Below are 24,178 nucleotides of genomic sequence, written 5' to 3' on the forward strand. Positions count from 1 at the left end.
CGTCCTCATCCCTTGTGAAAAGGCCGGGCGCAACCGCGTCATTGCGCCTCAACCGCATCTTTTCATTGAATCATCGTAGAGCTCTTATAAGGATAGTATCAAGGACCGACAACAGGCGAGGCGGCGCACCGGGCGGTGGAAAACACCAGGGCCCGGAGCTTCGGCAACTTGCGTTCGGAACCGACGTGAATTACGTTGACGTTAACGTCAAATAACCAGGAGGCAACCATGAATGAACTCGTTTCCCGCATCGCCGACAAAGTCGGCATTGCTCCCGATGTCGCTGAAAAGGCGGTCGGCATGATGCTCGGTTTCCTCCAGCGCGAAGCTGAAGACGGCCCGGTTGCCAAGATGATCGAAGCGATCCCCGGCGCCATGGAACTGGTGGCCATGCACAATGGCGAAGGCGAAGGCAAGGGTCTGCTCGGCGGCCTGATGAGCGCGATGGGCGGCGGCGGCATCATGGGCCTCGGCCAGCAGCTGATGGCGCAAGGCCTCGGCATGGGCGAAATCACCGCTCTCGCCAAGGAAACCATCGCCGCTGCCCGCGAATATGCCGGCGATGAAGTCGTCGACAATGTCGTCGCCTCGGTTCCGGGCCTCAGCCAGTTCGTCTGAGCCAACGGTCGGCAATCAATGCGAAAAGCCGCCGGGGCGACCCGGCGGCTTTTGTGTGAGATGTCGGCTGCGGAGGAGGGCCACCGTCACGTCCGGCGTTGCAGCCATTCGCGGAGGGCCGCATTGATCCGCGATTGCCAGCCGGGACCGTCGCGGCGAAAGCTGTCGATCACATCCTGATCGATGCGGATCGTGGTCGATGCCTTGGTCGTGCTGCTTTTCGGGCGACCGCGTCGGACCGGCACTGCGGCCAGCTTTTCCAGCCAGGGGCTTTCGGACAAATCCGGAGCATCGTCGTCAGGTGTTGCCAAGACGGGGTGCAAAGGCTCGTTGTTCGCGTTCATTCGCCTTCCTCATACTGATAATGCGCATGCTATTGCCGCGCTCTGTCCAGACGATGACCACCAGCCTTTGATGAAGCCATCCAACCGTGAAGAATCGCGTCTCGCCATAGTCGGTTCGATCATCCTCAATGGTTAGATGGGGCCCTTCAAAGACTTTTGAACTGTCGGCAAAATCAAGGCCGCGCTCGTTGAGCGTCTTTACTCGTTTCGCCTGATCAAAGGTGATTTCCATTTATTGTTACTACAAAATATGGTTTCTGCCAAGGGAGCGAAAGTGGTTGCCCTGCACGACATGCTGCTCATGCATATACAGGCCATTGATGCTGCCTGATATTGCCACCACCGTCCAGCGTCGTCTCAGCCCACCTACAGTCGCGCCAGCAGTTCCGCTTTCTTGGTCTCGAATTCGGAATCGGTCAGGATGCCCTTGGCATGCAGGCCGGCCAGCCGTTCGATCTTGTTGAAGATGTCGTCGTCGGATGAGAGGACCGCTGCCGAAGGTGTCGAGACGGGCATCATGGCAGGTGTTTCGGGTGGTGCCGGAACCGTCGGCGTTTCATGGACCGATTCCACGACCGGCGCCGCAGCGGTTGGCGTCGGTGCTGTCTCGCCGGTGGGCGATACCACGGCGAGGTCGGAGACCCGCACCAGGCCGTATTGCGAGGTGAAGCTCAGGGATTGATCGCCGCTCTGCTGCTGCGAGAAGCCGCCGATCTGGTGGTCCTTGGTGTCGTAGACGGTAACCTGGCCGTTGACGTCGATCGCCAGCCGCCGGCTTGCCGGGAAGAAGGCATAACGCAGGTTGTTCTGGGCGCCCGTGGATGCGGCGTGGCCGAGATCGTCCGGCCACCAGTTGCCCTGGGTGAAGGCGCCGGGCACGAACAGGCTGGCGCCATGGCCTTGGGACTGCTGGCCTGGAGAAGAGTGCCCCTGGAAACTGCCCTGAAACTGAGTGTTCTGGTATTGGCCATTCTGGTATTGGCCATTGCCCTGGGACTGCGACTGGGAGCTCGCCGCCATCGGCATGAGAAGATCCATGTTGCGCACCAGCCCCGACAGTTCCGTGCAGAGCGTGTCGACGCGGGCCTTCAGGCCATGGTTGAACATGTCGCCGACCATGGTCATGCCGCCCTGCGACCATTGCCCCATGCCGCCGAGATCGGGATGGTTGAACTGGGCCTGATTGCCGTGGCCGGCCATGACGGCCATCAGCAGATGCTCGACCGCGTCCAGGCTGACGCCGTGGCGGCTGGCAATATCGGTAAGGGTGCGCAGGCCTTCGTCGCTGAGTGTTCGCATGCCGGTCGTTCCTTCTCCATCCCGCAGCCTTAAACGAGCTCTGCCCGCAGGCCGTGCCTTTGAAATTTCTCTAGCACGGTCGGCAGGCTGATGACAGGGCGGTCGAAGGTCTGGGCTATCCGGCGAGCGGCGGAGACAGGCGCGCAAAACCCTCCTGACGGCGGTAGGGGAAATGCGGATAGGGCGCCGTCACTGCGCTGGCGGCATCGAGCGTCGCCATCTGCGTGTCCGTCAGCGACCAGCCGATAGCGCCTTGATAGCGGCGCCGAGCACCTCTTCGGAGGCGCCGTTCGAATAGACGTCCGCCGTGTCAAAGAAGTTGACGCCGGCCTCCAGGCAGATGTCGACAAGGCGACGGGCCTCGTCGATATCGGTATTGCCCCAGGCGCCGAACAGGGGGCCGGAGCCGCCGAACGTGCCGGCGCCAAAGCTTAAGACCGGCACCTTGAGGCCGGATTTTCCGAGATTGCGGTATTCCATGATGGGTATCCTTATTTGGAACCAAAAACGTGTCAGACGGCGGTGGCAAGCGTGTCGCGGCGGCGGTCGATGAGGCCGCTGACGACGGTCAGGCCAAGGGCGCCGGTGACCATCAGCGCGCCCACCATTGGCGTGGCACCGAGCCCAAGAGAGGAGGCGACCACCAGTCCGCCGATCCAGGCGCCGGCGGCAATGCCGAGATTGAAGGCGGCAATGTTGAGCGCCGAGGCGACATCGACGGCGCCGGGGCGGAAACGTTTCGCCATGTCGACGACATAGAGCTGCAGGCCCGGCACATTGGCAAACGACAGGAAGCCAAGCGCGGTCAGCGTCAGCAGCGCCGGGATGGTGAAGGGGGCGGTGAAGGTGAAGATCACCAGGACCATTGCCTGCAATGCGAACAGCCAGGTCAGGGCCTTGACCGGATCGCGGTCGGCAATGCGGCCTCCGGCAATATTGCCGGCGGCGATGGCCAGGCCATAGAGCACCAGCACGAGGCTGACGCTGGAGGCGGCAAAGCCGGTGATGTCCTGAAGGATCGAGGCCAGATAAGTGAAGGTGACGAATGTGCCGCCATAGCCGAGTGCGGTCATGGCGAAGACCAGCAGCAGGCGGCCAGAGCCAAGCACGCGGACCTGATCCATCAGGCTGGCGGGTGCCGCTTTCGGCAGGTTGGCCGGCAGCAAAGCGGCAATGCCGACAAAGGCAACCAGACCAAGACCCGAGACGGCCAGGAAGGTCGAGCGCCAGCCGAAGGTCTGGCCGATAGTGGTGCCGAGCGGCACGCCGGTGACGATGGCGACCGTCAGGCCCATGAACATCATGGCAATCGCCGAGGCGCGGCGGTTTTCCGGCACCAGCCCGGCGGCGATCGTCGCGCCGACCGAGAAGAACACGCCATGGGCAAAGGCCGACAGCACGCGGCCGGCCAGCAGCAGGCTATAGGACGGGCTCATCGCCGCCACCATGTTGCCGGCAATGAACAGCGCCATCAGCGCCAGCAGCAGCGGCTTGCGGCCGAGCCTGCCGGTCAGGGCGGTGATGACCGGCGCCCCGAAGGTGACGCCGAGCGCATAGATCGAGACGATCAGCCCGGCCAGCGGCAGGGTGATCTGAAGGTCGGAGGCGACGGTCGGCAGCAGGCCGACAATCACGAATTCTGTGGTGCCGATCGCGTAGGCCGCAATCGTCAGTGCAAACAATGCCAGAGGCATGGGAATGTGCCTTTCCTGATCCGCGTTTGGCGCGGCTGGTGAACTATGGATGTGGTGAGGTGACTATCGGCGCTTCCCACTTGTTTGAGAATGCGCAGTAATGGACAATCACCTGTGAATTAAAATCACAGTGAGGCGTTGCCATGGATAACCGGGCCGGAGAAATGCAGGTCTTTGTGCTGGCAGCCGAGCTCAAGAGCTTCTCAGAGGCGGGACGCCGGTTGAAGCTGTCGCCTTCGGCGGTCAGCAAGCTGGTGACACGGCTGGAGGACAGGCTCGGCACGCGGCTGATCGTGCGCTCGACCCGCATGCTGCAGCTGACGCCGGAGGGCGAGACCTATCTGGCGCGGGCGCAGCGCATCCTGGCCGAGATCGCCGATACGGAGGCGATGGTGTCCGGCGGCGGGCGCATGCTGCCGCGCGGGCCGCTGTCGATCAATGCCTCGGTCGGCTTTGGCGAGCGCTACATCCTGCCGCTGGCGGGGGACTTCCTGGCGCTTTATCCGGATGTGCAACTCGACATCACGCTGACGGACGGCATTGTCGACCTGATCGGCGATCGGGTCGATATTGCCATTCGCCACGGGCCGATGCGCGATTCCAGCCTGAAGGCGCGCAAACTGTCGGAAAGCCGGCAGGCGATCATCGCCTCACCGGATTATATCGAGCGCCATGGCCTTCCTTTGACCCCGGCCGATCTCGATCACCACAATTGCATCAACTTCAATTTTAGGCGCTCTTTCGAAGGCTGGCGATTCCGCAATCCAGACACCGGCCTTGCGGAGACCCGGCCGGTGCCCGGCAATCTGAAAGCCAGCAGCGGCTCGATCATCCGGCAATTCTGCCTGGCGGGCCTCGGCATCGGCCGCATCGGCCGCTTCCATATCGAGCCCGACCTGCAGGCCGGCCGGCTGGTCACAGTGCTCGAGGATTACAATCCCGAGGATATCGAGGAAATCCACGCCGTCTATGCCGGCCACGAGCATCTGGCCGTGCGCATCCGTGCCTATATCGATTTCCTGGCCGAGCGGTTGTGAGCAGACCACCTCCGACTCTCCGTTTAAAGAGAAAGCCGGAGGCGAACCTTACTTCACCGCGCGGATGGCGTAGCGGTGCTGGGTGGCGCGCTCCAGCGATTTGAAAAAGCCGAAATTCTTGGCCTGGGTCTTATGGATGGCGCGCATGTCGGTGTCGACCACGACGTCGGAGAAGCCCGCTTCCTTGAGCAGTTCCACCACCGCCTCGGCGCGGGCGCCTTGCGAGAAATAGACCCGTGACAGGATGCTCTGGTGGGTGTCGGCCATGGCGCCGGTGCCACGATGGGTGTTGGTCTTGGTCAGGCCCAGTTTCACGGCAATGGCGGTCATCGTCTTGGCAAGCCGCGAGGCAAGGCCGGGATTGACGAAGTCGCCATCGACGATCAGCAGGATGCCGCTGGTCTTGAGCACGCGCCGCCACTCGAGGAAGGCGGATTTCGGATCGACCAGCGTCCAGACCAGGTGCCGGTTGGTGATGACGTCATAGGCCCCGTCGGGTTCCATGGTGTTTTCCGCGTCGCCCATCACGAAGCTGATATCGCGGCCGCGGGATTTCGCCTTGGCGCGGGCGCGCTCCAGCATCGGCTCGGCCCAATCGAGCCCCGTCACCTGGAAGCCGACATCGTCCAGCAGATGGGATACGACGCCGGTGCCGGATGCGAGGTCGAGCGCCTTGCGGCCGGCGCCATCGCCCAGGTGCCGGCGGATCAGCGCATGCCAGGCCTGGCGCTCCGGCTCGGAGAAGATCTCGTGTCCCGGCTGGGTGTCGAAGGTCTCGGCGCGGGCCGACCAATAGGCTTTGATCTCGTCGCGCAGATCGTAATTGCTGAGGGTGTTTGCCGCGGAATTGGCCGGGGTCATGAGGGTCCGAGCTCCAAAGGTGAGTGAGATTGGAAGCTTTCTAAAAGATATTTGTTGACTATTAAAGTCATAAAATAATAATCCACCGCGAACCCATTCACAGGAGACAAATCGTGCGTATTTTCAACAGGGTGGCCACCGCCGCCGCGCTTTCGCTCGCGCTTTTTTCGAGCGTGGCTCTGGCTGGCGACGTGATCAAAATCAAAGACATCACTGGTCGCGAAGTGGAAGTCAGCGTGCCGGTCGAGCGGGTGATTCTCGGCGAAGGCCGTCAGATCTATTTCACCGCTGCCCTGGATACCGACGCACCGTTTGCCCGCGTCGTCGGCTGGCGCGACGATTTCAAGAAGGCCGACCTGGACGGCTACAACGCCTATCTCGAAAAATTCCCTGAGATGGCGAAAATCCCGACCTTCGGCGGCATGAAGGACGGCACCTTCGATATCGAGCAGGCCGTGACGCTGAAGCCCGACGTCATCATCATGAACACCGAGGCGAAGTCGGCGACCGAAGAGAGTGGCTATATCGAGAAGCTCGCCAAGGTCGGCATCCCGCTGGTCTATATCGACTTCCGCGAAAAGCCGATGCAGAACACCGACGAATCCATGCGCATCATCGGCAAGCTGTTCGGCAAGGAGACCCGCGCCGAAGAGTTCGTCGCTTTCCGTTCAGAGCAGATCGCCAAAGTCACCGATACGCTGGCCAAGGCGCCGGATGTCAAGAAGCCGCTGGTCTTCGTCGAGCGCGCCGGCGGCTACAGCGAAGATTGCTGCATGTCCTTCGGGAATGAGAATTTCGGTAAGATGGTCGAGATGGCCGGCGGCATCAACATGGCCAAGGACATCATTCCGGGCACCTTCGGCACGGTCAATCCCGAGCAGATCATCGCCTCCAATCCGGACCAGGTCATTGTCACCGGCTCCAATTGGGAACTCTACGTTCCAGGCGGCGCCTGGGTTGGCGTCGGCCCGGGGGCGGATCAGGCCAAGGCGACGGAAAAGCTTGAAAAGCTGATGCATCGGCCTGCCTTTACCGGCGTCAAGGCGGTGACCGACCACAATGTGCATGCCATCTGGCACCAGTTCTACAACAGCCCCTACCAGTTCGTCGCCGTCCAGCAGATGGCCGAATGGCTGCATCCTGACCTGTTTGGGGATCTCGATGCCGATGCCACCTTCAAGGAGCTGCATGAGCGCTTCCTGCCGGTTGCCTATCGTCCGGGCTATTTCGCCTCGCTGAACGCCGGCCACTGAACGCCGGCCATTGATCGCGAACTGCAATCGAGCGCCGGCAGGGCAGGTCTCCTGCCGGCTCTTTCTCATCATCAACAGATCTCGCCCGTCATTCGCTGACCGGGCGTTCTTCATATTGGGACAGGGTGGCAATCGATGGCTGCACTTGGCGAAACTCTTCCGGTGGCAGAAGGGCGCGCACTCTACCGGGCGCTGGCCTTCCGCCGTATCCTGCTGATCTGCGGCATGGTCGTGGCGCTGGCGCTCAGCGTCGCCTTCGACATGGCGCTCGGCCCGGCGCGCTATACGCTGTCGCAGGTTCTGTCGGCGCTCTGGGATGCGGCCTCGGTCGACCAGCAATTGCGGGTGGTGATCTGGGATATCCGCATGCCGATCGCCCTGATGGCGGTGACCGTCGGCGCCTGCCTGTCGCTGGCCGGTGCGCAGATGCAGACCATCCTTGCCAATCCGCTGGCCAGCCCCTTCACGCTCGGCATTTCGGCCGCCGCCGGCTTCGGCGCGGCCCTGGCGCTGGTCGGCGGCGTCGCCATATTCCCCGCCGCCGTGCAGTATATGGTGCCGATCAACGCCTTCCTGATGGCCATGCTCGCCTCGCTGTTCATCTACGGCGCCTCGACGCTGCGCGGCGTGACGGTCGAAACCATTGTGCTGCTCGGCATCGCGCTGGTCTTCACCTTCAATGCGGCACTGGCGCTGCTTGAATATCTGGCCTCCGAACAGGCGCTGGCCGCCGTGGTGTTCTGGACCATGGGCAGCCTCACCAAGGCGACCTGGACCAAGGTCGCGGTGACCGCCGCCGTTCTCGCCTTCGCCACGCCGCTGTTCATGCGCCGCGCCTGGGCGCTGACGGCGCTCCGGCTCGGCGATGACAAGGCCGCCAGCTTCGGCGTCAACATCCGCCGGCTGCGGCTCGAAACCCTGATGCTGGTCAGCCTGCTGGCCGCCATTCCGGTGGCGTTTGTCGGCACGATCGGCTTTGTCGGCCTGGTCGGCCCGCATATCGCCCGCATGCTGGTCGGCGAAGACCAGCGCTTCTTCCTGCCGGCCTCGGTGCTGTGCGGCGCGCTGCTGTTGTCGACCACCTCGGTCGTGTCGAAAATACTGATCCCCGGCGCCATCCTGCCGATCGGCGTGATCACGGCGCTGGTCGGCGTGCCTTTCTTCTTCTCCCTCATCTTCAGCAGCCGGAGGCGGTCATGGTAGCGCTCGCGCTTGAAAATCTCGGTGCCCGTTACGGCAAGGTACGGATCTTTGAGGATATCTCCACCGATATCCTGAGGGGTGGCGAACTGACCGCCGTCATCGGACCCAATGCGGCCGGCAAATCGACGCTGTTCAAGCGCATCGCCGGATTGCTGAAAGGCGAGGGCGTGGTGCATCTGAGCGGCACCGCATCCGACAAGGCGATCTGTTATATGCCGCAGGACACCGGCGCCAATGCCGTGCTGACGGTCTACGAATCCGTGCTTTTGGCCGCCAAGCAGGGCTCCACCTGGAAAGTGGACGAGGACGAGCTCAAGGCCATCGACCGGATCCTCAAGGCGCTCAGCATCAGCGATCTGGCCTTCCGCAACCTCGGCGAATTGTCGGGCGGCCAGCGTCAGCTGGTGTCGATCGCCCAGGCGCTGGTGCGCAATCCGGAGGTGCTGCTGATGGACGAGCCGACCTCGGCGCTCGATCTGTTCCGGCAGGTCGAAGTGCTGCATTTCATGTCTGATCTCGCCGCCCGCAGCGGCATGGCCGTGCTGATTGCGCTGCATGACCTCAACCATGCCCTGCGCTACTGCGCCAATACCCTGGTGATCGCCGATGGCCGCATGGCCGCCTGCGGCCCGACCCGCGACGTCATCACGCCGGACATGCTGCGCGAGGTCTACCGCGTCGATGCCCGCATCGAATCCTGCACCCTCGGCCGCCCCATGGTGATCGTCGACAATGCGGTGAATTGAACGAGCGGTGAGGCAAGAGCCGGCGATGAAATGCCGGTTGTCTCACTCGAACCTCGCCCCCTCGATGGCCGTCGTCGACAGCCTCTTCCACATCAGCACGACCAGCAGCAGCAAGATGATGGCGGCGATGATGAAGGGGGTGGTGAGGGCCATGGCGCGGGGCAGATACGGTTCGGCGAGCTTGACCGAGAGGCCGGAAACCACGAGGCCGAGCGGCATCGTTCCCCAGGCGAAAAAGCGATAGACGCTGTTGACGCGGCCGAGCAGGTGCTGCGGAACCAGCCGCTGGCGCAGCGTCACCGTGACGGTGTTCCAGATCATGCCCGTGAATTCGGCAAGCAGAATGGCGCCCCAGATCGGTGCGGCATGGGGAATGCTGGCCATCACCACCGCCTGCAAGAGGGCCGCGACCAGCGTCAGCCGCAGCGCCATGCCGGTGCCGATCACGCGCACCACGCGTTCTGCCAGGACGCCGCCCAGGATACCGCCAAAGGCGCCGGCCGTCAGCAGCAGGCCATACTGCGTGGAGGAGAGGCCCAGAACCTCCTGGCTGTAGAGAATCATCGCGATCTGCATCATCAGATAAGCAGCATTGAGCACGCCAAGGCCGATGGCCAGATCGCGCAGCATCGGATTGCGCCAGAGAAAGGCCGCCCCTTCGCGCATCTCTGTTACCCAGTGCTTCGGCTCGGCGCGGGTCGGGCGAAAATGGCCGGGGATCGACATCACCAGGGCGGCGGCAATGGCAAAGCCCATGCCGTTGAAGGCAAAGGCCAGCGGCACGGCGACGGTCAGCACGAGGCCGGCCAGGGGTGGCCCGATCAGCGAATTCATCATCACCTCGACGCTCCATAGGCGCCCGTTGGCGGCTTCCAGCCGTGACGCGGGCACGATCGCCGGCATCAGGGTCTGGGCGGCATTGTCGCGCAACACTTCGGCAAAGCCGACCGCCAGCGCCGAGACCAGCAGGATCCAGTAGAGCGGATTGCTCGGCAGGCCCGTGCCGGGCGTGCCGTCAGTCGGGTCGGAGAACCAAAGGGCTGCGGCAAGGCCCGTCAGCAGCGCGAAGCGGGTGAGATCCATCGCCACCACGAGCTTGCGGCGGTCGACGCGGTCGGTGATGACGCCGGAGGGTAGTGCGAACAGAAGCCACGGCAGACGCAGCGCGGTGGCGACAAAGGCGATCGCCAGCGGATCGCGGGTCAGCAGCGAGGCGAGCCAGGGCCATGCCACCACGCCAATGCCGTCGCCCAGATTGGAAACGGCGCTGGCGGTAAAAAGCGCCGCGAAATTGCGGCCGAGTTTGTCTTTCAATGCAGTCTTCCCTGTGCCTTTGCGGCTTGTCGCACAGGTTGACCATCAAATTTTTCGCAAGGCAATATGGCCGCCAGCAGATCAGCAATTGCTGAATTGGGAGCGGGCCGCAGCCCGCCCTGGGTCTTTCCGTCAGGCTTTCACCGCGACCACGAACAGGCGTGGAAAGCGCAGCAGGCGGCGGCCGTCGGCGATGGGCGGATAGGCCTTGTCGATGCGGGCCGTGTAGTCGGCGAGGAATGCGTCGTGGTTTTCCGGTTCGACCTTGTCGAGATAGGGCCGCAGGCCGGTGCCCTTGACCCATTCGACGATGGCCTCGGCATCGGCCATCGGGTGGTTGTAGATCGTATGCCAGACATCGAGGCGGGCGGGCTTCGGCGCCCGCCGGTCGGGATAGGAAGACGGGGGGGGGGGGGGGGCCCGCCGCATCCGGCCGCCGGCAAAGGCCGGCGCCCAGGGTCCCGCCGCACCGCTCTCCTCCATCATCAGATGGCTCGGTTCATTGAGATTGTCCGGCATCTGCACGGCCAGTACGCCGCCTGTCTTCAGGCTGTCCATCAGCCGATCCAGAACCGTCAGATGATCGGGCAGCCATTGAAAGACGGCATTGGCATAGAGCAGATCGGCCGGCGTTTCCGGCTGCCAATCGCCAAGGTCAGCTTGGGTGAAAGATAGGCCAGGCAAACGCAGCCGCGCCTTTTCCAGCATATCGGGATCGCTGTCGAGCCCGCTCACGGCGGCGGAGCCGAAGCGCTCGACGAGCAATTCGGTGGAGTTTGCCGGCCCGCACCCCAGATCGTAGACGGCGTCTGCGTCGCTTAAGGGCACCTGGGCCAGCAGATCGCGGGCTGGCCGCGTTCGCTCGTCTTCGAATTTTAGATACTGATCGGCGGACCAGGCCATGGCGGCGTTTCCTCGCGCGTTTGAGGCTCGACATCGAGGCGGCAGTCCTAGATCTGCCAGTCATCGAGCGAATAGGCCTTGATGTAGTCGATCTGCATCTCGGCCCCATCATCTAGACTGCTCGAGGGGGTTCCTGCAATGCCGCCGACGGCCAGATTGACGACCATATACATCGGGTCATGCATGTCGGAGGGCGTATCGGTACTGGCCACGGCGACATCGTCGAAGTACCAGACGATTTCCTCCGCCGTCCACAGCACACCGTAGGTGTGGAAACCTGCCGTGTCGCTGACCTGCACGGCCGAGGAGACGGTGGTCTGCTCGCCGGTTTCGTTGGAATGCACCGCTACATTGACGGTGTTCTGATCCTGGCCGCGCATTTCCACGACATCGAGTTCCGGCGGCCAGGAGCCGTCCTCCGGCAGCAGCCAGAAGGCCGGCCAGGTGCCCTGTTCGCTCGGCATGTCGGCGCGAATCTCGAAATAGCCGTAGGTCTGGGCGAAGGAGGAATGGGTGGTCAGCATGCCCGAGGTATAGTCATAGCCCTCGATTTCCGCCTGCACGTCCGCCGATGCCGGGGCTGCGGTGATGGTCAGAACGCCATCGTCGATGGAGAAGGGATTGACCGAAGACGTGCCTTCATAGTCCGGATTGATATACCATTGCAGTTCGCCATTGGTGTCGAGGCTGCTGCCCTTTTCCGGCGCCCAGGAGAATTTCGCGTCCCAGGTGCCGCTGTCACCGTCGGTCAGCGACAAGGTGTTGAAGTCGTCGGAAAAGGTCTGGGTCAGGTGCGAACGATCAAGGCTCAGCTTGAACTGGCCGGCACTTAAGGAGGAGGCTGTGGTATTGGCCAGCACCAGGCTTTCGCCGTCGCCAAGGTCGAGGCGAAGATCGGCCCCTTCCTGGGTGATGTTGGCCAGCACGTCGTCGAAGGACGTCAGCCCGTAATCGTAGAGACGGATCGTGTCGTCGGCGCTGAAGCCGCTGATCAGGTCGCTGCCATTGCCCTTGGTGAAGATGAAGATGTCGGCACCGCCACCGCTGACCAGCACGTCGTTGCCGGCGCCACCGTCAAAGGTCTGGCGGCTCGAGGATCCGGTGATGATGTTGTCGGCACCGTTGCCGAAGGCATAGCGTCCGTCGCCGGTCACCGTGAGGTTCTCGAAATTGTCCGGCAGCGTGTAGCTCATCCAGGTCTCGATCGTGTCGACACCCTGGCCGGCCGCCTCGCTGGCGCGGTTGATGCTGGAATAGAGGTAATAGATATCGTCGCCGGTGCCGCCGGCCATGGTGACGTTGACGGAACTGTCGCCCCATATCGAATCGTTGCCGGCGGTGCCGTTCAGCGTTGGTCCGGAGCCGGTTGCCGAGAACCAGGCCGTCGAGCTTCCGCTGTAATAGAGCGGCAGACCGAGGGCATTCGTGATCGCGTTTGCCATGCTATCCTCTTCGCGTTTCTGGAACCTCCCAGCCCCTCCGCTGCGGCGACCATAGCAGTGCGATGCCTTGCGTTAAGGCCGGGGACACGAATTCAAAGGGGAGGTGCACAGGTTCCGCGAAGGGTGGTTTCATGCTCCCTTAGGCGAACGACAACTGTGCCCGGCTTTGGGACGATGGCGATCAAATGTGCCAAATCGGGCCGCGGTGACGCCGGGACCGATGGTTCAAAGACTGTCGAGAGACGGCAGGATGAGGTCCGGTCCAAAGTCGAAATATTCGTCCGGCATCTGGGCGCGGTTGACCCAGACGGTGCGGAAGCCGAATTTGGCGGCGCCGGCAATGTCCCAGCGGTTGGACGACTGGAAGGAGACGGCATTGGGATAAAGCCGGTATTGTGTCGTCACCAGATCGTAGACGGCCGGCGCTGTCTTGTAGGCGCGGATCGCATCGACCGAGAAGATATCGTCGATCACCATGTCGAGCGCGGCATTGGCCACGGCTGCCTCCAGCATGGCGGGCGAGCCGTTGGAGAGAATGGCGACTTTCGAGCCGCGCTGGCGCAGTTCCTTGAGGACGGCGGGCACTTCCGGATAGCAGTCGAGCCGCCAATAGGCCTCCAGCAGATCGGAGCGCAGCGCCTTGTCGACGCTCGGGCAGCGGGCCAGCGCATAGTCGAGCGCCTGCTCGGTCAGTGGCCAGAAATCCTGGTAAGCGCCCATCAAGGTGCGCACCCAGGAATATTCGAGCTGTTTGGCCCGCCAGAGATCCGAGAGACGCTGATAGTCGGGCCCGACACGGGACGCGTGGCGACGCGCGGCCGCGTGCACGTCGAACAAGGTGCCGTAAGCATCGAAAACATAAGCTGCACTGGACAAGGTCGCCTCCCAAACGCTGTTACTCTGTCTTATACCAAGTCTCGAGGATAGGAACCTATAGGATCGGCTCGATCGGTTCTGCCGGCGAGGAGAGGTCAAGAGCGATGCTTGCGCATCGGTCGGTCAATTGGTTTGCCGAGACAACACATTAACAGATACTTAGAAAAGCCCTGCTAATAGTCGTAGGCAACGACAGATTTCCTTTTGGGCAAAATCCGAGACCCATCGTGCAGACCAAGCTGACGCTCTCGCATCCTCGACTGATCTGGCGGCTGGTCATGCCGCTGGTGCTGATCGTTGTCGGATCCTTCGTCGGCCTGTCCCTTTATCTGCCGACAGCGTTTCGAGCCTCTGCTCTCGATACCGCCCATGACAACAACATCAGCATGCTAAAGCAAGCTCGGATATTGCGCTCCTATTACGGCAAGACGGTCGCCTCGAAAGTCGGCAAATCCGATCACTTCAAATTTGCCGTCAACCACAGTCAATTGCCCAATGCGATTCCGCTGCCATCTACATTTCTGCAGGAAGTTGCTGCAGAGTTGGGTGACGAGCAAAGCCGGTTGAAACTGATCAGCCCGTATCCCTGGCCATTCCGGGAATCGGTTCCGATGAGCGATGACGAGAAGGACGTATGGGACCTCCTGAGCCGGGATCCGAATCGCGTTGTCAGTCATGGGGAGACGGTTGACGGAAAGCGATACCTGCACACGGCCATTGCCGATCGCATGGATGAGCCAGGCTGCGTCTCTTGCCACAATGGGGACGTCATGTCGCCGAAACGCGACTGGAAGCTCGGCGATATGCGCGGCCTGCTTGAGGTTACCAGTCTGTTGGAGCCGCACTATGCCGCGGCCGAAAAGCGCAGCTACATGGTGCTGGGCTCGATCGGCGCCATGCTGTTGCCGGTTGTCCTGGCCCTGCTGATCTTTGCCTGGATCGTGGATCGCCGCACCCGCGAGAAGGAGGAGGTGGCGCGTCGGCTGAGCGAGTTGACCAATTTCGATCCGATGACCGGCGTCCTGACGCGGCAGAGTTTCATCGACATCACCACGGTCGTGCTGAAGGACAAGACCTACAAGTCCGGTTTCTCGATCCACCTGCTGAACCTGGGCGGAGTGGCGCCGGCCAACCAGTTGCACGGCACGCCTTGCGGCGACCAGATGATCCGCGAGGCTGTCCGCCGGCTGCGCGACGGTCTGCCCGAACATACCTTGATCGGCCGCCTGGGCGGAAACCGGTTCGTGGTCGCCGGTCTGGGGCTCGAATGCCAGGCTGAGGTCAGACTGTTCGTGGCTGACCTGATGGCCATGATGGAGCAACCCTTCGGCTTCAATCAGCAGGAGATCCCGATGCTGGCCAGCATCGGCTCGGCTATCCAAAGCTCTGACGGGGAGCGTTGTATCGAGCCATTGCTGCAAAAGGCGGAAATCGCGCTGGCGACCGCCAAACATTCGCCCGGCGCCAACGCGCTGATCTTCGACCAGGCGATGCAGGACACGCTCGAGGAACGCCAGCGCCTGCTGGCCATGATCGACAAGGCCCTGTGCAAGGGCGGTTTCGAACTGCATTATCAAGGCGTGCACGATGCGGTGACGGCAAGGATCAAGGGCTTCGAAGCGCTGATCCGCCTGCGCGGCGCCGACGGTCGGCTGATCCCGCCCGACGATTTCGTTTCCGTGGCGGAGGCTAGCGGTGCGATCTGTGAAATCGGCGCCTGGACGATCCGCGAGGCGTGCCGGGTGGCCGCCACCCTGCCGTCCGATACGTTCATGGCGGTCAATCTCTCGCCGGTGCAGTTCCGCGCCCAGGCTTTCGAGAAACCCGGTATTGCCGAAGTGGTGATGGCCGCCCTTGCGGAAAGCGGCCTGCCGGCCCATCGGCTGGAGCTGGAAATCACCGAAGGCCTGTTTCTCGACCGCAATGATGCGGTGATTGCCGAATTACTGAAACTGCACGAGATCGGCGTGTCGCTGGCCATGGACGATTTCGGCACGGGCTATTCCAGCCTGAGCTATCTCTGGCATCTGCCGGTCGACAAGATCAAGCTCGACCGTTCCTTCGTCACCGGCTGGTCGGCATCGCCGGACACGGCAAAGCCGATCATCGAGGCCATCACCGGCCTGGCCAAGGCGCTCGACAAGCGCATGACCGTGGAAGGCATAGAAACATCGGCCCAGGCGAAATATTTCGCCGACCTCGGTTGCGGCATGGTGCAGGGCTTCTATTACTCGCGGCCGCTGCCGGAATCCGACCTCGCCGTCAGCCTGCTGCGCTTTGTCGGTACCCGTGCGCCGCCCCTGTCTGACGATCTGTCGGGATGGATCTCCGCCAAGGCCTGAGGACAATCTCAGCGCGCCGCGGCCTCGTCGGCACGTAAACCTGCCACATCGTGGTCGATTTCGGACAGGGCGCGATCGACATGGCCGTCGAAGACCAGGGTCGCTTCTTCCGGCACGATCATGATCTGGGGCATGCCGCTGACCCGCACCTGCAGGGATTGCTGCAACCCTTCCTCGATGCCGCGATTGAGCAGGTCGATGAAACGCGTGCCCGGCCCGGTGATGGCGATCGGCATGGTGTCATAGAGGCTCAGCATGCGCGACAGACCCTGGCCAAGTGCCAGGCCGGCCTGGCGAAAGGCATATTCCGACATGCGATGGCCTTGCCGGGCCCGCAGCGCGATCTTGTCCATCTCAGCCAGCGGCACGAACTTCGCCGGGATCGTGTCCGGCGGCACTTCGAAGGCGGTGCGCAGGATGCCGTAAAAGCCGGCCGAGGCCTCGACGCAACCATAGGAGCCGCAGCGACAAAGCTTGCCATCGGCGGCATTCAGCATATGTCCGAAATTCGGTGCGCTGACATCGATCCGGCCATCGCGGCCGCGCTGGGCGATGCCAAGCCCTATGCTATGGCCGAGCGACAGGGCGGCCAGCGACTGGAAGGCCGGGCTGCCGGCCTTGTCGGTCTTTTGCGCCAGCGCATGGGCCACCAGCAGCGTCTCGTTGTTCAGCCGGATGCGGGTCTGGGGTGCTACCTGCAAAGCGGACGAGAAATCGATCGCCTCCCGCCCGAACACTGGCGACCACAGCAGACGCGAGCCGCTGGCGTCGACCAGGCCCTTGCTGGAAATCGAAACGGCATTGATCTGTGTGAACGCCAGCTTCGATCGCGTCGCGAGCCGTGCCAGCGCGTCGCGAAAGCCGGTCAGAAATCGTGGCGCCGAGGGTGCCGTTTGATCCCGCGGGTCCTCGAACCGGTCGATCAGCGTGCCGGCATAGTCGGCGAGCGAATATTGCACGGTGTCGGACGAGATCCGCACCGCGACGACATAGCCGAAATTGCGCCTGCGGCCGAACAGGACACGCGGCCGGCCGCGACTGCCGGCGACATGCTGCTCGTGTTTTTCAATGGCGCCGAGCCGTTCCAGATCGGCGGTGATCGCCGAAACGGTGGCCGAGGACAGATGGGTGAAGGCGGACAGTTCGGTATGGGACAGGGGGCCGTTGCGGCGTAGCGCCGACAGGGCAAGCGCAATGTTCTGCTGACGCACCATTTCGGTGCTGGACTTGGTCAGCATTCTTTACGCCCTGGCCTCAGTTTCGATTGCAACCCATGCTCCTCCCAAAGCATTTGGCCGTGTCATTGGCAAGCCTCCACAAGCCATGTTGACAGCCCTGCATTCTTCTGACACTTATTTTCTCGACTGTCGAGAAAAAGCGTCGACTGGGAAGTCGAAGGCGGGCGGCAGTGTTTTTAAACGGGTGTCAGCGCGGACGGGAGGTCTGGCGCGGCGGCCCGTAAACACTCGGGAGGGTAAGATGAAGTCATTTTATAAACTGATGGCGTGTGCAGCGGTCATCGTCAGCGTTCATTCCGTGGCCAGCGCCAAGGATCTGACGATCGGCGTGTCATGGTCGAATTTCCAGGAAGAACGCTGGAAGACCGATGAGGCCGCCATCAAGGCAGCGCTCGAAGCATCCGGTGACAAGTACATCTCGGCCGACGCCCAGTCGTCCGCCGCCAAGCAGCTTACCGATATCGAATCGCTGATCTCGCAGGGCGCCAATGCGCTCATCGTGCTGGCCCAGGACAGCGACGCCATCGGTCCGGCCATCGAAAAGGCTGCTGCCGAAGGCATTCCGGTCGTCGGCTATGACCGCCTGATTGAAAATCCGGCTGCCTTCTACATCACCTTCGACAACAAGGAAGTCGGTCGCCTGCAGGCCGCCGAAGTGTTCAAGGCCAAGCCTGAAGGCAATTACGTCTTCATCAAGGGTTCGTCGTCCGATCCGAACGCAGACTTCCTGTTCTCGGGCCAGATGGAAGTGGTCAAGGCGGCGATCGATGCCGGCAAGATCAAGAATGTCGGCGAAGCCTATACGGACGGCTGGAAGCCGGAAATTGCCCAGAAGAACATGGAGCAGTTTTTGACCGCCAACGACAACAAGATCGATGCTGTCGTCGCCTCGAATGACGGCACGGCCGGTGGCGCGATCGCGGCCCTCGACGCGCAAGGGCTGGCTGGCTCGGTACCGGTCTCCGGCCAAGATGCCGACAAGGCAGCCTTGAACCGCGTTGCTCTCGGCACCCAGACCGTGTCCGTCTGGAAGGACAGCCGCGAACTCGGCAAGCGTGCGGCTGAAATCGCCGTGGCGCTGGCCGGCGGCAAGAAACTGAACGAGGTCGAAGGCGTGACCTCGTTTAAGGGCGGCCCGAAGGGTGTCGAAATGCAGTCGGTCTTCCTCGCGCCGCTCGCCATCACCAAGGACAACCTCGCCACCGTTATCGATGCGGGCTGGATCTCCAAGGCGGAAGCCTGCCAGGGTGCCAAGGCTGACGTTGCCGCCTGCAAGTAACGAGTTCCGTTTCAAAGCCTGAGGGATAGGCAACGCCGCAACGCCAACCGTTGCGGCGTTGCCTTGAAATTCGGGATCGTTTGAACGGCTGAGGATCGGGCGGCGCCAGGCCGTCCTGCAAGAGCATACAGTGGGGAGACCGGCAGGGCATGGCCGATACGATACAGACCACCCAGACGACGCGCGGCCTAAGCGCGGAACACCCGGTCAAGCGCTTCTTCCGCGCCACCGAGATCGACACGCGGCTGCTCGGCATGATCGGCGCGCTGCTGTTCATCTGGATCGGCTTCCAGATCCTGACCGGCGGCCTGTTCCTGACGCCGCGCAACCTATGGAACCTGACGGTCCAGACCTCGTCGGTCGCCGTCATGGCGACCGGCATGGTGCTGATCATCGTCACCCGCAATATCGACCTGTCGGTCGGCTCGGTGCTGGGCTTCTGCGGCATCGTCATGGGCGTGCTGCAGGCCAAGATCCTGCCGCAATATCTCGGCCTCGACAATTCCTGGATCTGGGTGATCACGCTTGCCTGCGGCATCGTCGTCGGGGCGGCCATCGGGGCGCTGCATGGCGCCATCATTGCCTTCCTGCAGGTGCCCTCCTTCATCGTGACGCTGGGCGGTCTGCTGGTGTGGCGCGGCGCCACATGGTTCGTCACCTCGGGCCAGACGGTCGCGCCGATGAACCCGACCTTCCGCCTGATGGGCGGCGGCACGGAGGGCTCGATTGGGGCCACGGCCAGCTGGATCGTCGGCCTGGTGGCCTGTCTTGCCATCGTTGGGGCCATCGTCAATGCCCGCAAGCAGCGCAAGCGCTTCGGCTTTCCGCGCCGGCCGCTGTGGGCGGAATATTTCCTGTCGGTGCTGTCCTGCGCGCTGGTGCTCGGCGCCGTCTGGGTCGCCAATCTCTATTACTGGCCGATCAACATCGCCCGCCGATATGCTGAGTTCACGGGTATCGCCTGGCCGGAGGGCGGGTTGCTGATCCCGCATGGCATCGCCGTGCCGGTGCTGATCGCGATTGCTGTCGGCATCGTCATGACCTTCATCTCGACCCGGCTGCGCTTCGGCCGCTATGTCTTCGCGCTCGGCGGCAATCCGGAGGCAGCGGAACTGGCCGGCATCAAGACCCGCTGGGTGACGATCCGCATTTTTGCCCTGATGGGCATGCTCTGCGCCATCGCCGCTGCCATCTCCACCGCCCGCCTCAACGCCGCCACCAATGCGCAGGGCGAGCTCGATGAACTCTACACCATTGCCGCCGCGGTGATCGGCGGCACGTCGCTGGCCGGCGGTGTCGGCACGGTGGCCGGCGCCATGCTTGGCGCTCTCGTCATGCAGTCCCTGCAATCGGGCATGGTGCTTCTGGGCATCGACAGCCCGTTGCAGCGTATCGTCGTCGGTATCGTTCTGGTGCTTGCCGTCTGGGCCGACACCGTCTACCGCGCTCGTGCCAAGTAAGGAGTCCGAACCATGTCAGACCAGCGCACTCCCCTTGTGGAAATGAACGGTGTGTCCATCTCGTTTGGCGGTATCCACGCCGTCGACAATGCCTCGGTGGATCTGTTTCCCGGCGAAGTCGTGGCCCTGCTCGGCCATAACGGCGCCGGCAAGTCGACCCTGATCAAGATCCTGTCGGGCGCCTATAAGCGCGATGGCGGCGAGATCCGCATCAATGGCGAGACCGCCGAGATCAACAACCCGCGCGATGCCAAGAAATATGGCATCGAGACGATCTACCAGTCGCTGGCGGTCGCCGACAATGTCGATGCCGCCGCCAATCTCTATCTCGGCCGCGAGTTGCGCACCCCGTGGGGTACGCTGGATGACGTGGCGATGGAGGCCAAGACCCGCGAGGTGATGGGTCGGCTCAATCCGAACTTCCAGCGCTTCAAGGAACCGGTCAAGGCGCTGTCCGGCGGTCAGCGGCAATCGGTGGCGATCGCCCGCGCCATCCTGTTCGATGCCCGCATCCTGATCATGGACGAGCCGACCGCGGCTCTCGGGCCGCAGGAGACCGCGCAGGTCGGCGAGTTGATCCTGCAGCTGAAGCGCGAAGGCATCGGCATCTTCCTGATCAGCCACGACATCCACGACGTTTTCGATCTGGCCGACCGCGTCTTCGTGATGAAGAACGGCCGCGTCGTCGGCCACGCCCGCACCAGCGATGTCACCAAGGACGAAGTGCTGGGCATGATCATCCTCGGCAAGGTGCCTCCGGGTGCCACGCCTGGACCGGGGGCAATGGCGACGGGGTGAGAGCATCATAAACCCCGGCGGTTGATCAGCCCCTCACCCTGACCCTCTCCCCGCCAAGCGGGGAGAGGGGAAAGAGACGCTGCGGCATAGTCCCTTCTCCCCGTCGAGACGGGGAGAAGGTGCCGGCAGGCGGATGAGGGGCGGTATTGCCGCCCTATCGCAGACACCGCGCTGGTATGAATGTCAAATCGGCCGCTTCGACCGGCTCCCTCACTCTCCCGTCGAGAATCGCCACAATCGTTTCCAAGACGGATGGCATGTTCCTGAGGACGTCAGTATTCCAGAAACGGACCACCGACCAACCCTCTGCTATCATATGGTGGTTTCGCACGGCATCTCGCAGGCTTTCCGCATGCTGACTGCCATCGATCTCCACGACGAGGTTTTGGTCGCGGCAGGCGAAGTCAGCGAAATAGGGTCCGATCGGCAATTGTCGCACGAACTTGAACCCATTCAACCGCCTGTTGCGTAGCTCCGACCAGAGATTTCCTTCGGCATCATTGTCCACTTTGCGCAGAGACCGCGCCCGGCTGGTCGTCGCCTGTCTCGCTCCCCGCATGGCCACCTCTTGGAAACACAGCATTATTTTAGCGTGAATATTACGTCAGGCAATCCACCCTTGGTGCATGGCGCTTGCCCCTCACCCTGACCCTCTCCCCGCTTGCGGGGAGAGGGGAAAGAGACGCTGCGGCATATGCCTTCTCCCCGTTTATACGGGGAGAAGGTGCCGGCAGGCGGATGAGGGGCGGGCAAGGGGCGGTGCCGCCTGTCGCTGGCCACTGTCCAGACCATTCATCCCATCACGCGGATTGATCGACCCATTCACCAAGCGTTTGATCCATCGGCGAAATCGGCAAAAAGCCGACACGGCGGACCAAAGCCGGTGTGCTTTGGGCATTTGGCCTGACTTTGTCCTTGACCTTTGCGGCGCTCCTGTCCTTTCCTGCCGGGAACATGAAGGATTGGAGACCGAAATGGCTGTCGATACGTCTGCCCGCACCCCCACCTGGACCTTTGTCGATGGCGATTGGATCGCCGGCAATCCGCCACTGATCGGGCCGACCTCGCATGCCATGTGGCTGGGCTCGACAGTTTTCGATGGCGCCCGCTGGTTCGACGGCATCGCGCCCGATCTCGACCTGCACTGCCAGCGCGTCAACCGTTCGGCGACCAATATCGGCCTGAAGCCGGTGAAGACGGCGGAGGAGATCGAACAGCTCGCCTGGGACGGCATCGGCCGCTTCGAGGGCAAGACCGCGATCTATATCAAGCCGATGTACTGGGCCGAGCACGGGCAGATGGGCTCGGTCGTTGCGGCCGATCCGGAGTCGACGCGCTTTGCGCTCTGCCTGTTCGAAGCGCCGATGAACACCGCAAAACCCTCGTTACTGACCCTGTCGCCGTTCCGCCGCCCGACGCCGGAATGCGCCATGACTGACGCCAAGACCGGCAGCCTCTATCCCAATTCCGGCCGGATGATCATCGAGGCGCGGTCGCGCGGCTTCGACAATGCGCTGGCCCGCGACATGAACGGCAATGTGGTGGAGACCGCATCCTCCAATATCTTCATGGTCAAGGATGGCGTGGTGCTGACGCCGGCCGCCAATCGCACCTTCCTCGCCGGCATCACCCGCGCCCGCGTCATCGCGCTGCTGCGCCAGGCCGGTTTCGAAGTGCGCGAACAGACCCTGTCGGTCGAGGATTTCATGGGCGCCGACGAGATCTTCACCTCCGGCAACTATTCGAAAGTCGTGCCGGTGACGAAGCTCGACAGCCGCGACCTGCAGGAGGGGCCGGTGACCCGCAAGGCGCTCGATCTCTATATGGATTGGGCGCACTCCAGCAACGACGCCTGACCTTGGCGCACCTCTCTGCTGGATTTCCGCGTCCCGATCTGCTTTGGGTAGGCCATGCTTGAAACCTCGCCGCCCGATATCTTCGATTGCCAGACCTGCGGGGCCTGTTGCGCCTACTCGGCCGACTGGCCGCGCTTCTCGCTGGAAACCGACGAGGAGATCGCCCGCATTCCGGAAAAGTTCATTGCGGCCGACGAGAGCGGCATGCGTTTCGAGGCCGGACGCTGCCTGGCGCTGACCGGGGAGCTCGGCAAGCATGTCGGCTGCGGCGTCTATGCCGACCGGCCGCATGTCTGTCGCACCTGCATGCCAGGCGACCCGGAATGTCGCATCGCCCGGCAAGCGCTCGGCATGCCGGTCGATGATCTGCCGGATTTCGATGCGATGGATCAGGCGTAACGGTGGTTACTTCGCCGGAATGTTGACCGTCAGCGTATCGGCGCCCAGTTCGCTGCCGATTTCGGCGGTTTCCGTCTTTTTGTCCATGACGCAGAGATAGCTGACCGATCCCTCGGCACCCCGAGGCTTGCCGCTCAGGATGGCGACGCCATAGCTTGCCGTGCCGAACGGATCGACGGCAATCACCGGTTTTTCCAGCATGTCGGCCGCGGCGGCAAGGCATTTCGTCTCGACCTTGGCGGCGAACTCGGCCCAGGCGTCGTCGGACGAGGCAAGGGCTGGAGCGGCAAGGCAAAGGCTGGCGAGGCCAAGGGCGGCAAAGGGGCGAATCATGATGTTTCCTTCGGGGTTTTGAAAGCCGGTAACGGCCATTTTGTCGTGCCCAATCTGGCGGACGATTTTGACAGATGTGCGATGCGCCGAGGCACAAACTTCTCTTTCCATGGAACAATTTGGCAAATGGCAGGTTGCCTCCGAACGGTTCCGCTCCTATGTTCCCGAGCACCCGCCGAATTCCCGCAATCTTTGCCAAGAGGAGAATATACCATGGCTTTTGAATTGCCCGCACTTCCCTACGACTACGAAGCGCTCGCCCCTTTCATGTCGAAAGAGACGCTCGAATTCCACCATGACAAGCACCACAAGGCCTATGTCGACAACGGCAACAAGCTTGCCGCCGATGCCGGTCTGTCGGATCTGTCGGTCGAGGACGTCGTCAAGAAGTCCTATGGCACCAACCAGGGCCTGTTCAACAATGCCGCCCAGCATTACAACCACATCCATTTCTGGAAGTGGATGAAGAAGGACGGCGGCGGCACCAAGCTGCCTGGTAAGCTGGAAACGGCGATCGCCTCGGATCTCGGTGGCTACGACAAGTTCAAGGCCGATTTCATCGCGGCCGGCACCACGCAGTTCGGCTCCGGCTGGGCCTGGCTCTCCGTCAAGGACGGCAAGCTGGAAATCTCCAAGACCCCGAATGGCGAGAACCCGCTGGTACATGGCGCATCGCCGATCCTCGGCGTCGACGTGTGGGAGCATTCCTATTACATCGACTACCGCAACGCCCGCCCGAAATACCTCGAAGCCTTCGTCGACAGCCTGATCAACTGGGATTACGTGCTGGAAATGTACGAAGCCGCCGCGAAGTAAGAACCGCGTTCAAGGCCTGATTGCGAGACGCCCGGTGCAGCGATGCGCCGGGCGTTTTTTGTGAGCC

Annotated in this window: 24 protein-coding genes and 1 pseudogene; 12 read left to right on the top strand and 13 right to left on the bottom strand. The window is 62.6% G+C overall.

The annotated features are described in order from the left end of the window. The first annotated feature begins 228 nt into the window (after window positions 1–228). Complete coding sequence (locus tag HGO38_RS20210) at window positions 229–618, top strand: hypothetical protein (protein ID WP_250957705.1); 390 nt, start codon at window positions 229–231, stop codon at window positions 616–618. An 86-nt stretch (window positions 619–704) separates the two neighbouring features. On the opposite strand, the gene HGO38_RS20215 is transcribed toward HGO38_RS20210, so the two are convergent. From HGO38_RS20215 to HGO38_RS20235, 5 genes and pseudogenes are all read right to left on the bottom strand, one after another. Then, window positions 705–929 carry a BrnA antitoxin family protein gene (locus tag HGO38_RS20215; protein ID WP_250957706.1) on the bottom strand — a complete coding sequence of 75 codons (225 nt, stop codon included), beginning with the start codon at window positions 927–929 and terminating at the stop codon, window positions 705–707. Next, window positions 916–1,194, bottom strand: a complete 279-nt coding sequence (locus tag HGO38_RS20220) for a BrnT family toxin (RefSeq protein ID WP_250957707.1) — start codon at window positions 1,192–1,194, stop codon at window positions 916–918. Before HGO38_RS20220 ends, HGO38_RS20215 begins: the two co-directional genes overlap by 14 nt. A 134-nt stretch (window positions 1,195–1,328) precedes the next feature. Continuing rightward, complete coding sequence (locus HGO38_RS20225; protein WP_250957708.1) at window positions 1,329–2,261, bottom strand: SHOCT domain-containing protein; 933 nt, start codon at window positions 2,259–2,261, stop codon at window positions 1,329–1,331. A gap of 252 nt (window positions 2,262–2,513) precedes the next feature. After that, window positions 2,514–2,741 (bottom strand): annotated as a pseudogene (locus tag HGO38_RS20230) (aldo/keto reductase); the annotation flags it as partial. Between the two features lie 32 nt (window positions 2,742–2,773). Then, the gene (locus tag HGO38_RS20235; protein ID WP_250957709.1) at window positions 2,774–3,955 is read right to left on the bottom strand and encodes an MFS transporter; all 1,182 of its coding nucleotides are present in this window, start codon (window positions 3,953–3,955) and stop codon (window positions 2,774–2,776) included. A gap of 143 nt (window positions 3,956–4,098) precedes the next feature. Between HGO38_RS20235 and HGO38_RS20240 the strand changes: the two genes are divergently transcribed. Further along, window positions 4,099–4,992: a LysR family transcriptional regulator gene (locus tag HGO38_RS20240; RefSeq protein WP_250957710.1), complete on the top strand. Its 894-nt coding sequence runs from the start codon at window positions 4,099–4,101 to the stop codon at window positions 4,990–4,992. A 48-nt stretch (window positions 4,993–5,040) separates the two neighbouring features. Here the strand turns inward: HGO38_RS20240 and HGO38_RS20245 are convergent, their stop codons facing one another. Beyond that, window positions 5,041–5,853, bottom strand: a complete 813-nt coding sequence (locus HGO38_RS20245; RefSeq protein WP_250957711.1) for a class I SAM-dependent methyltransferase — start codon at window positions 5,851–5,853, stop codon at window positions 5,041–5,043. Between the two features lie 113 nt (window positions 5,854–5,966). Between HGO38_RS20245 and HGO38_RS20250 the strand changes: the two genes are divergently transcribed. From HGO38_RS20250 to HGO38_RS20260, 3 genes are all read left to right on the top strand, one after another. Beyond that, on the top strand, window positions 5,967–7,106 hold the full coding sequence (locus HGO38_RS20250; RefSeq protein WP_250957712.1) for an ABC transporter substrate-binding protein: 1,140 nt from the start codon (window positions 5,967–5,969) through the stop codon (window positions 7,104–7,106). A 135-nt stretch (window positions 7,107–7,241) separates the two neighbouring features. Then, entirely contained in the window at window positions 7,242–8,309 is a 1,068-nt protein-coding gene (locus tag HGO38_RS20255; protein WP_250957713.1) for a FecCD family ABC transporter permease, read from the top strand. Continuing rightward, on the top strand, window positions 8,303–9,055 hold the full coding sequence (locus HGO38_RS20260; RefSeq protein ID WP_250957714.1) for an ABC transporter ATP-binding protein: 753 nt from the start codon (window positions 8,303–8,305) through the stop codon (window positions 9,053–9,055). Before HGO38_RS20255 ends, HGO38_RS20260 begins: the two co-directional genes overlap by 7 nt. Before the next feature lie 42 nt (window positions 9,056–9,097). Here HGO38_RS20260 and HGO38_RS20265 read toward each other — a convergent pair whose 3' ends face one another. The 4 genes from HGO38_RS20265 to HGO38_RS20280 all read right to left on the bottom strand — a co-directional run bounded on the left by HGO38_RS20265 (window position 9,098) and on the right by HGO38_RS20280 (window position 13,590). Beyond that, a complete protein-coding gene (locus tag HGO38_RS20265) occupies window positions 9,098–10,369 on the bottom strand; it encodes an MFS transporter (protein WP_250957715.1) in 1,272 nt (423 codons plus the stop codon). Between the two features lie 132 nt (window positions 10,370–10,501). Next, on the bottom strand, window positions 10,502–11,272 hold the full coding sequence (gene tam, locus HGO38_RS20270) for a trans-aconitate 2-methyltransferase (RefSeq protein WP_250957716.1): 771 nt from the start codon (window positions 11,270–11,272) through the stop codon (window positions 10,502–10,504). 47 nt (window positions 11,273–11,319) lie between these two features. Next, window positions 11,320–12,714, bottom strand: a complete 1,395-nt coding sequence (gene eglC / locus HGO38_RS20275; protein WP_250957717.1) for an endo-1,3-1,4-beta-glycanase EglC — start codon at window positions 12,712–12,714, stop codon at window positions 11,320–11,322. Window positions 12,715–12,939: 225 nt separating this feature from the next. Then, on the bottom strand, window positions 12,940–13,590 hold the full coding sequence (locus HGO38_RS20280; RefSeq protein ID WP_250957718.1) for a haloacid dehalogenase type II: 651 nt from the start codon (window positions 13,588–13,590) through the stop codon (window positions 12,940–12,942). 227 nt (window positions 13,591–13,817) lie between these two features. Here HGO38_RS20280 and HGO38_RS20285 point away from each other — a divergent pair, with 227 nt between their 5' ends. Beyond that, window positions 13,818–15,932 (top strand): EAL domain-containing protein, encoded by a 2,115-nt coding sequence (locus HGO38_RS20285; RefSeq protein WP_250957719.1) that lies wholly within the window; start codon window positions 13,818–13,820, stop codon window positions 15,930–15,932. Between the two features lie 8 nt (window positions 15,933–15,940). Here the strand turns inward: HGO38_RS20285 and HGO38_RS20290 are convergent, their stop codons facing one another. Further along, complete coding sequence (locus HGO38_RS20290) at window positions 15,941–17,170, bottom strand: ROK family transcriptional regulator (RefSeq protein ID WP_250957720.1); 1,230 nt, start codon at window positions 17,168–17,170, stop codon at window positions 15,941–15,943. A 241-nt stretch (window positions 17,171–17,411) separates the two neighbouring features. Between HGO38_RS20290 and xylF the strand changes: the two genes are divergently transcribed. From xylF to HGO38_RS20305, 3 genes are all read left to right on the top strand, one after another. Further along, entirely contained in the window at window positions 17,412–18,449 is a 1,038-nt protein-coding gene (gene xylF, locus HGO38_RS20295; protein ID WP_250957721.1) for a D-xylose ABC transporter substrate-binding protein, read from the top strand. A gap of 149 nt (window positions 18,450–18,598) precedes the next feature. Continuing rightward, window positions 18,599–19,909: a sugar ABC transporter permease gene (locus tag HGO38_RS20300; RefSeq protein WP_250957722.1), complete on the top strand. Its 1,311-nt coding sequence runs from the start codon at window positions 18,599–18,601 to the stop codon at window positions 19,907–19,909. A 12-nt stretch (window positions 19,910–19,921) separates the two neighbouring features. Beyond that, window positions 19,922–20,707: an ATP-binding cassette domain-containing protein gene (locus HGO38_RS20305; RefSeq protein WP_250957723.1), complete on the top strand. Its 786-nt coding sequence runs from the start codon at window positions 19,922–19,924 to the stop codon at window positions 20,705–20,707. Between the two features lie 154 nt (window positions 20,708–20,861). Here the strand turns inward: HGO38_RS20305 and HGO38_RS20310 are convergent, their stop codons facing one another. After that, the gene (locus tag HGO38_RS20310; RefSeq protein WP_250957724.1) at window positions 20,862–21,266 is read right to left on the bottom strand and encodes an endonuclease domain-containing protein; all 405 of its coding nucleotides are present in this window, start codon (window positions 21,264–21,266) and stop codon (window positions 20,862–20,864) included. Between the two features lie 415 nt (window positions 21,267–21,681). Between HGO38_RS20310 and HGO38_RS20315 the strand changes: the two genes are divergently transcribed. Both HGO38_RS20315 and HGO38_RS20320 read left to right on the top strand, forming a co-directional pair. Then, window positions 21,682–22,563, top strand: coding sequence for a branched-chain amino acid aminotransferase (locus HGO38_RS20315; RefSeq protein WP_250957725.1), 882 nt, complete (start codon window positions 21,682–21,684; stop codon window positions 22,561–22,563). A 54-nt stretch (window positions 22,564–22,617) separates the two neighbouring features. Next, window positions 22,618–22,962, top strand: coding sequence for a YkgJ family cysteine cluster protein (locus HGO38_RS20320; protein WP_250957726.1), 345 nt, complete (start codon window positions 22,618–22,620; stop codon window positions 22,960–22,962). A gap of 6 nt (window positions 22,963–22,968) precedes the next feature. On the opposite strand, the gene HGO38_RS20325 is transcribed toward HGO38_RS20320, so the two are convergent. Next, the gene (locus HGO38_RS20325) at window positions 22,969–23,295 is read right to left on the bottom strand and encodes a hypothetical protein (protein ID WP_250957727.1); all 327 of its coding nucleotides are present in this window, start codon (window positions 23,293–23,295) and stop codon (window positions 22,969–22,971) included. A gap of 213 nt (window positions 23,296–23,508) precedes the next feature. Here HGO38_RS20325 and HGO38_RS20330 point away from each other — a divergent pair, with 213 nt between their 5' ends. Further along, window positions 23,509–24,111, top strand: a complete 603-nt coding sequence (locus HGO38_RS20330; protein ID WP_250957728.1) for a superoxide dismutase — start codon at window positions 23,509–23,511, stop codon at window positions 24,109–24,111. The last annotated feature ends 67 nt before the right edge of the window (window positions 24,112–24,178 follow it).

Source organism: Rhizobium sp. CG5, assembly GCF_023701945.1.
Taxonomy (GTDB): Bacteria; Pseudomonadota; Alphaproteobacteria; order Rhizobiales; family Rhizobiaceae; genus Allorhizobium.

Coding starts and splice junctions, on each gene's coding strand:
- HGO38_RS20210 (WP_250957705.1), top strand. CDS start 229: ATGAATGAACTCGTTTCCCGCATCGCCGACAAAGTCGGCATTGCTCCC.
- HGO38_RS20220 (WP_250957707.1), bottom strand. CDS start 1,194: ATGGAAATCACCTTTGATCAGGCGAAACGAGTAAAGACGCTCAACGAG.
- HGO38_RS20225 (WP_250957708.1), bottom strand. CDS start 2,261: ATGCGAACACTCAGCGACGAAGGCCTGCGCACCCTTACCGATATTGCC.
- HGO38_RS20235 (WP_250957709.1), bottom strand. CDS start 3,955: ATGCCTCTGGCATTGTTTGCACTGACGATTGCGGCCTACGCGATCGGC.
- HGO38_RS20240 (WP_250957710.1), top strand. CDS start 4,099: ATGGATAACCGGGCCGGAGAAATGCAGGTCTTTGTGCTGGCAGCCGAG.
- HGO38_RS20245 (WP_250957711.1), bottom strand. CDS start 5,853: ATGACCCCGGCCAATTCCGCGGCAAACACCCTCAGCAATTACGATCTG.
- HGO38_RS20255 (WP_250957713.1), top strand. CDS start 7,242: ATGGCTGCACTTGGCGAAACTCTTCCGGTGGCAGAAGGGCGCGCACTC.
- HGO38_RS20260 (WP_250957714.1), top strand. CDS start 8,303: ATGGTAGCGCTCGCGCTTGAAAATCTCGGTGCCCGTTACGGCAAGGTA.
- tam (WP_250957716.1), bottom strand. CDS start 11,272: ATGGCCTGGTCCGCCGATCAGTATCTAAAATTCGAAGACGAGCGAACG.
- eglC (WP_250957717.1), bottom strand. CDS start 12,714: ATGGCAAACGCGATCACGAATGCCCTCGGTCTGCCGCTCTATTACAGC.
- HGO38_RS20290 (WP_250957720.1), bottom strand. CDS start 17,170: ATGCTGACCAAGTCCAGCACCGAAATGGTGCGTCAGCAGAACATTGCG.
- xylF (WP_250957721.1), top strand. CDS start 17,412: ATGAAGTCATTTTATAAACTGATGGCGTGTGCAGCGGTCATCGTCAGC.
- HGO38_RS20300 (WP_250957722.1), top strand. CDS start 18,599: ATGGCCGATACGATACAGACCACCCAGACGACGCGCGGCCTAAGCGCG.
- HGO38_RS20305 (WP_250957723.1), top strand. CDS start 19,922: ATGTCAGACCAGCGCACTCCCCTTGTGGAAATGAACGGTGTGTCCATC.
- HGO38_RS20310 (WP_250957724.1), bottom strand. CDS start 21,266: ATGCGGGGAGCGAGACAGGCGACGACCAGCCGGGCGCGGTCTCTGCGC.
- HGO38_RS20315 (WP_250957725.1), top strand. CDS start 21,682: ATGGCTGTCGATACGTCTGCCCGCACCCCCACCTGGACCTTTGTCGAT.
- HGO38_RS20320 (WP_250957726.1), top strand. CDS start 22,618: ATGCTTGAAACCTCGCCGCCCGATATCTTCGATTGCCAGACCTGCGGG.
- HGO38_RS20325 (WP_250957727.1), bottom strand. CDS start 23,295: ATGATTCGCCCCTTTGCCGCCCTTGGCCTCGCCAGCCTTTGCCTTGCC.
- HGO38_RS20330 (WP_250957728.1), top strand. CDS start 23,509: ATGGCTTTTGAATTGCCCGCACTTCCCTACGACTACGAAGCGCTCGCC.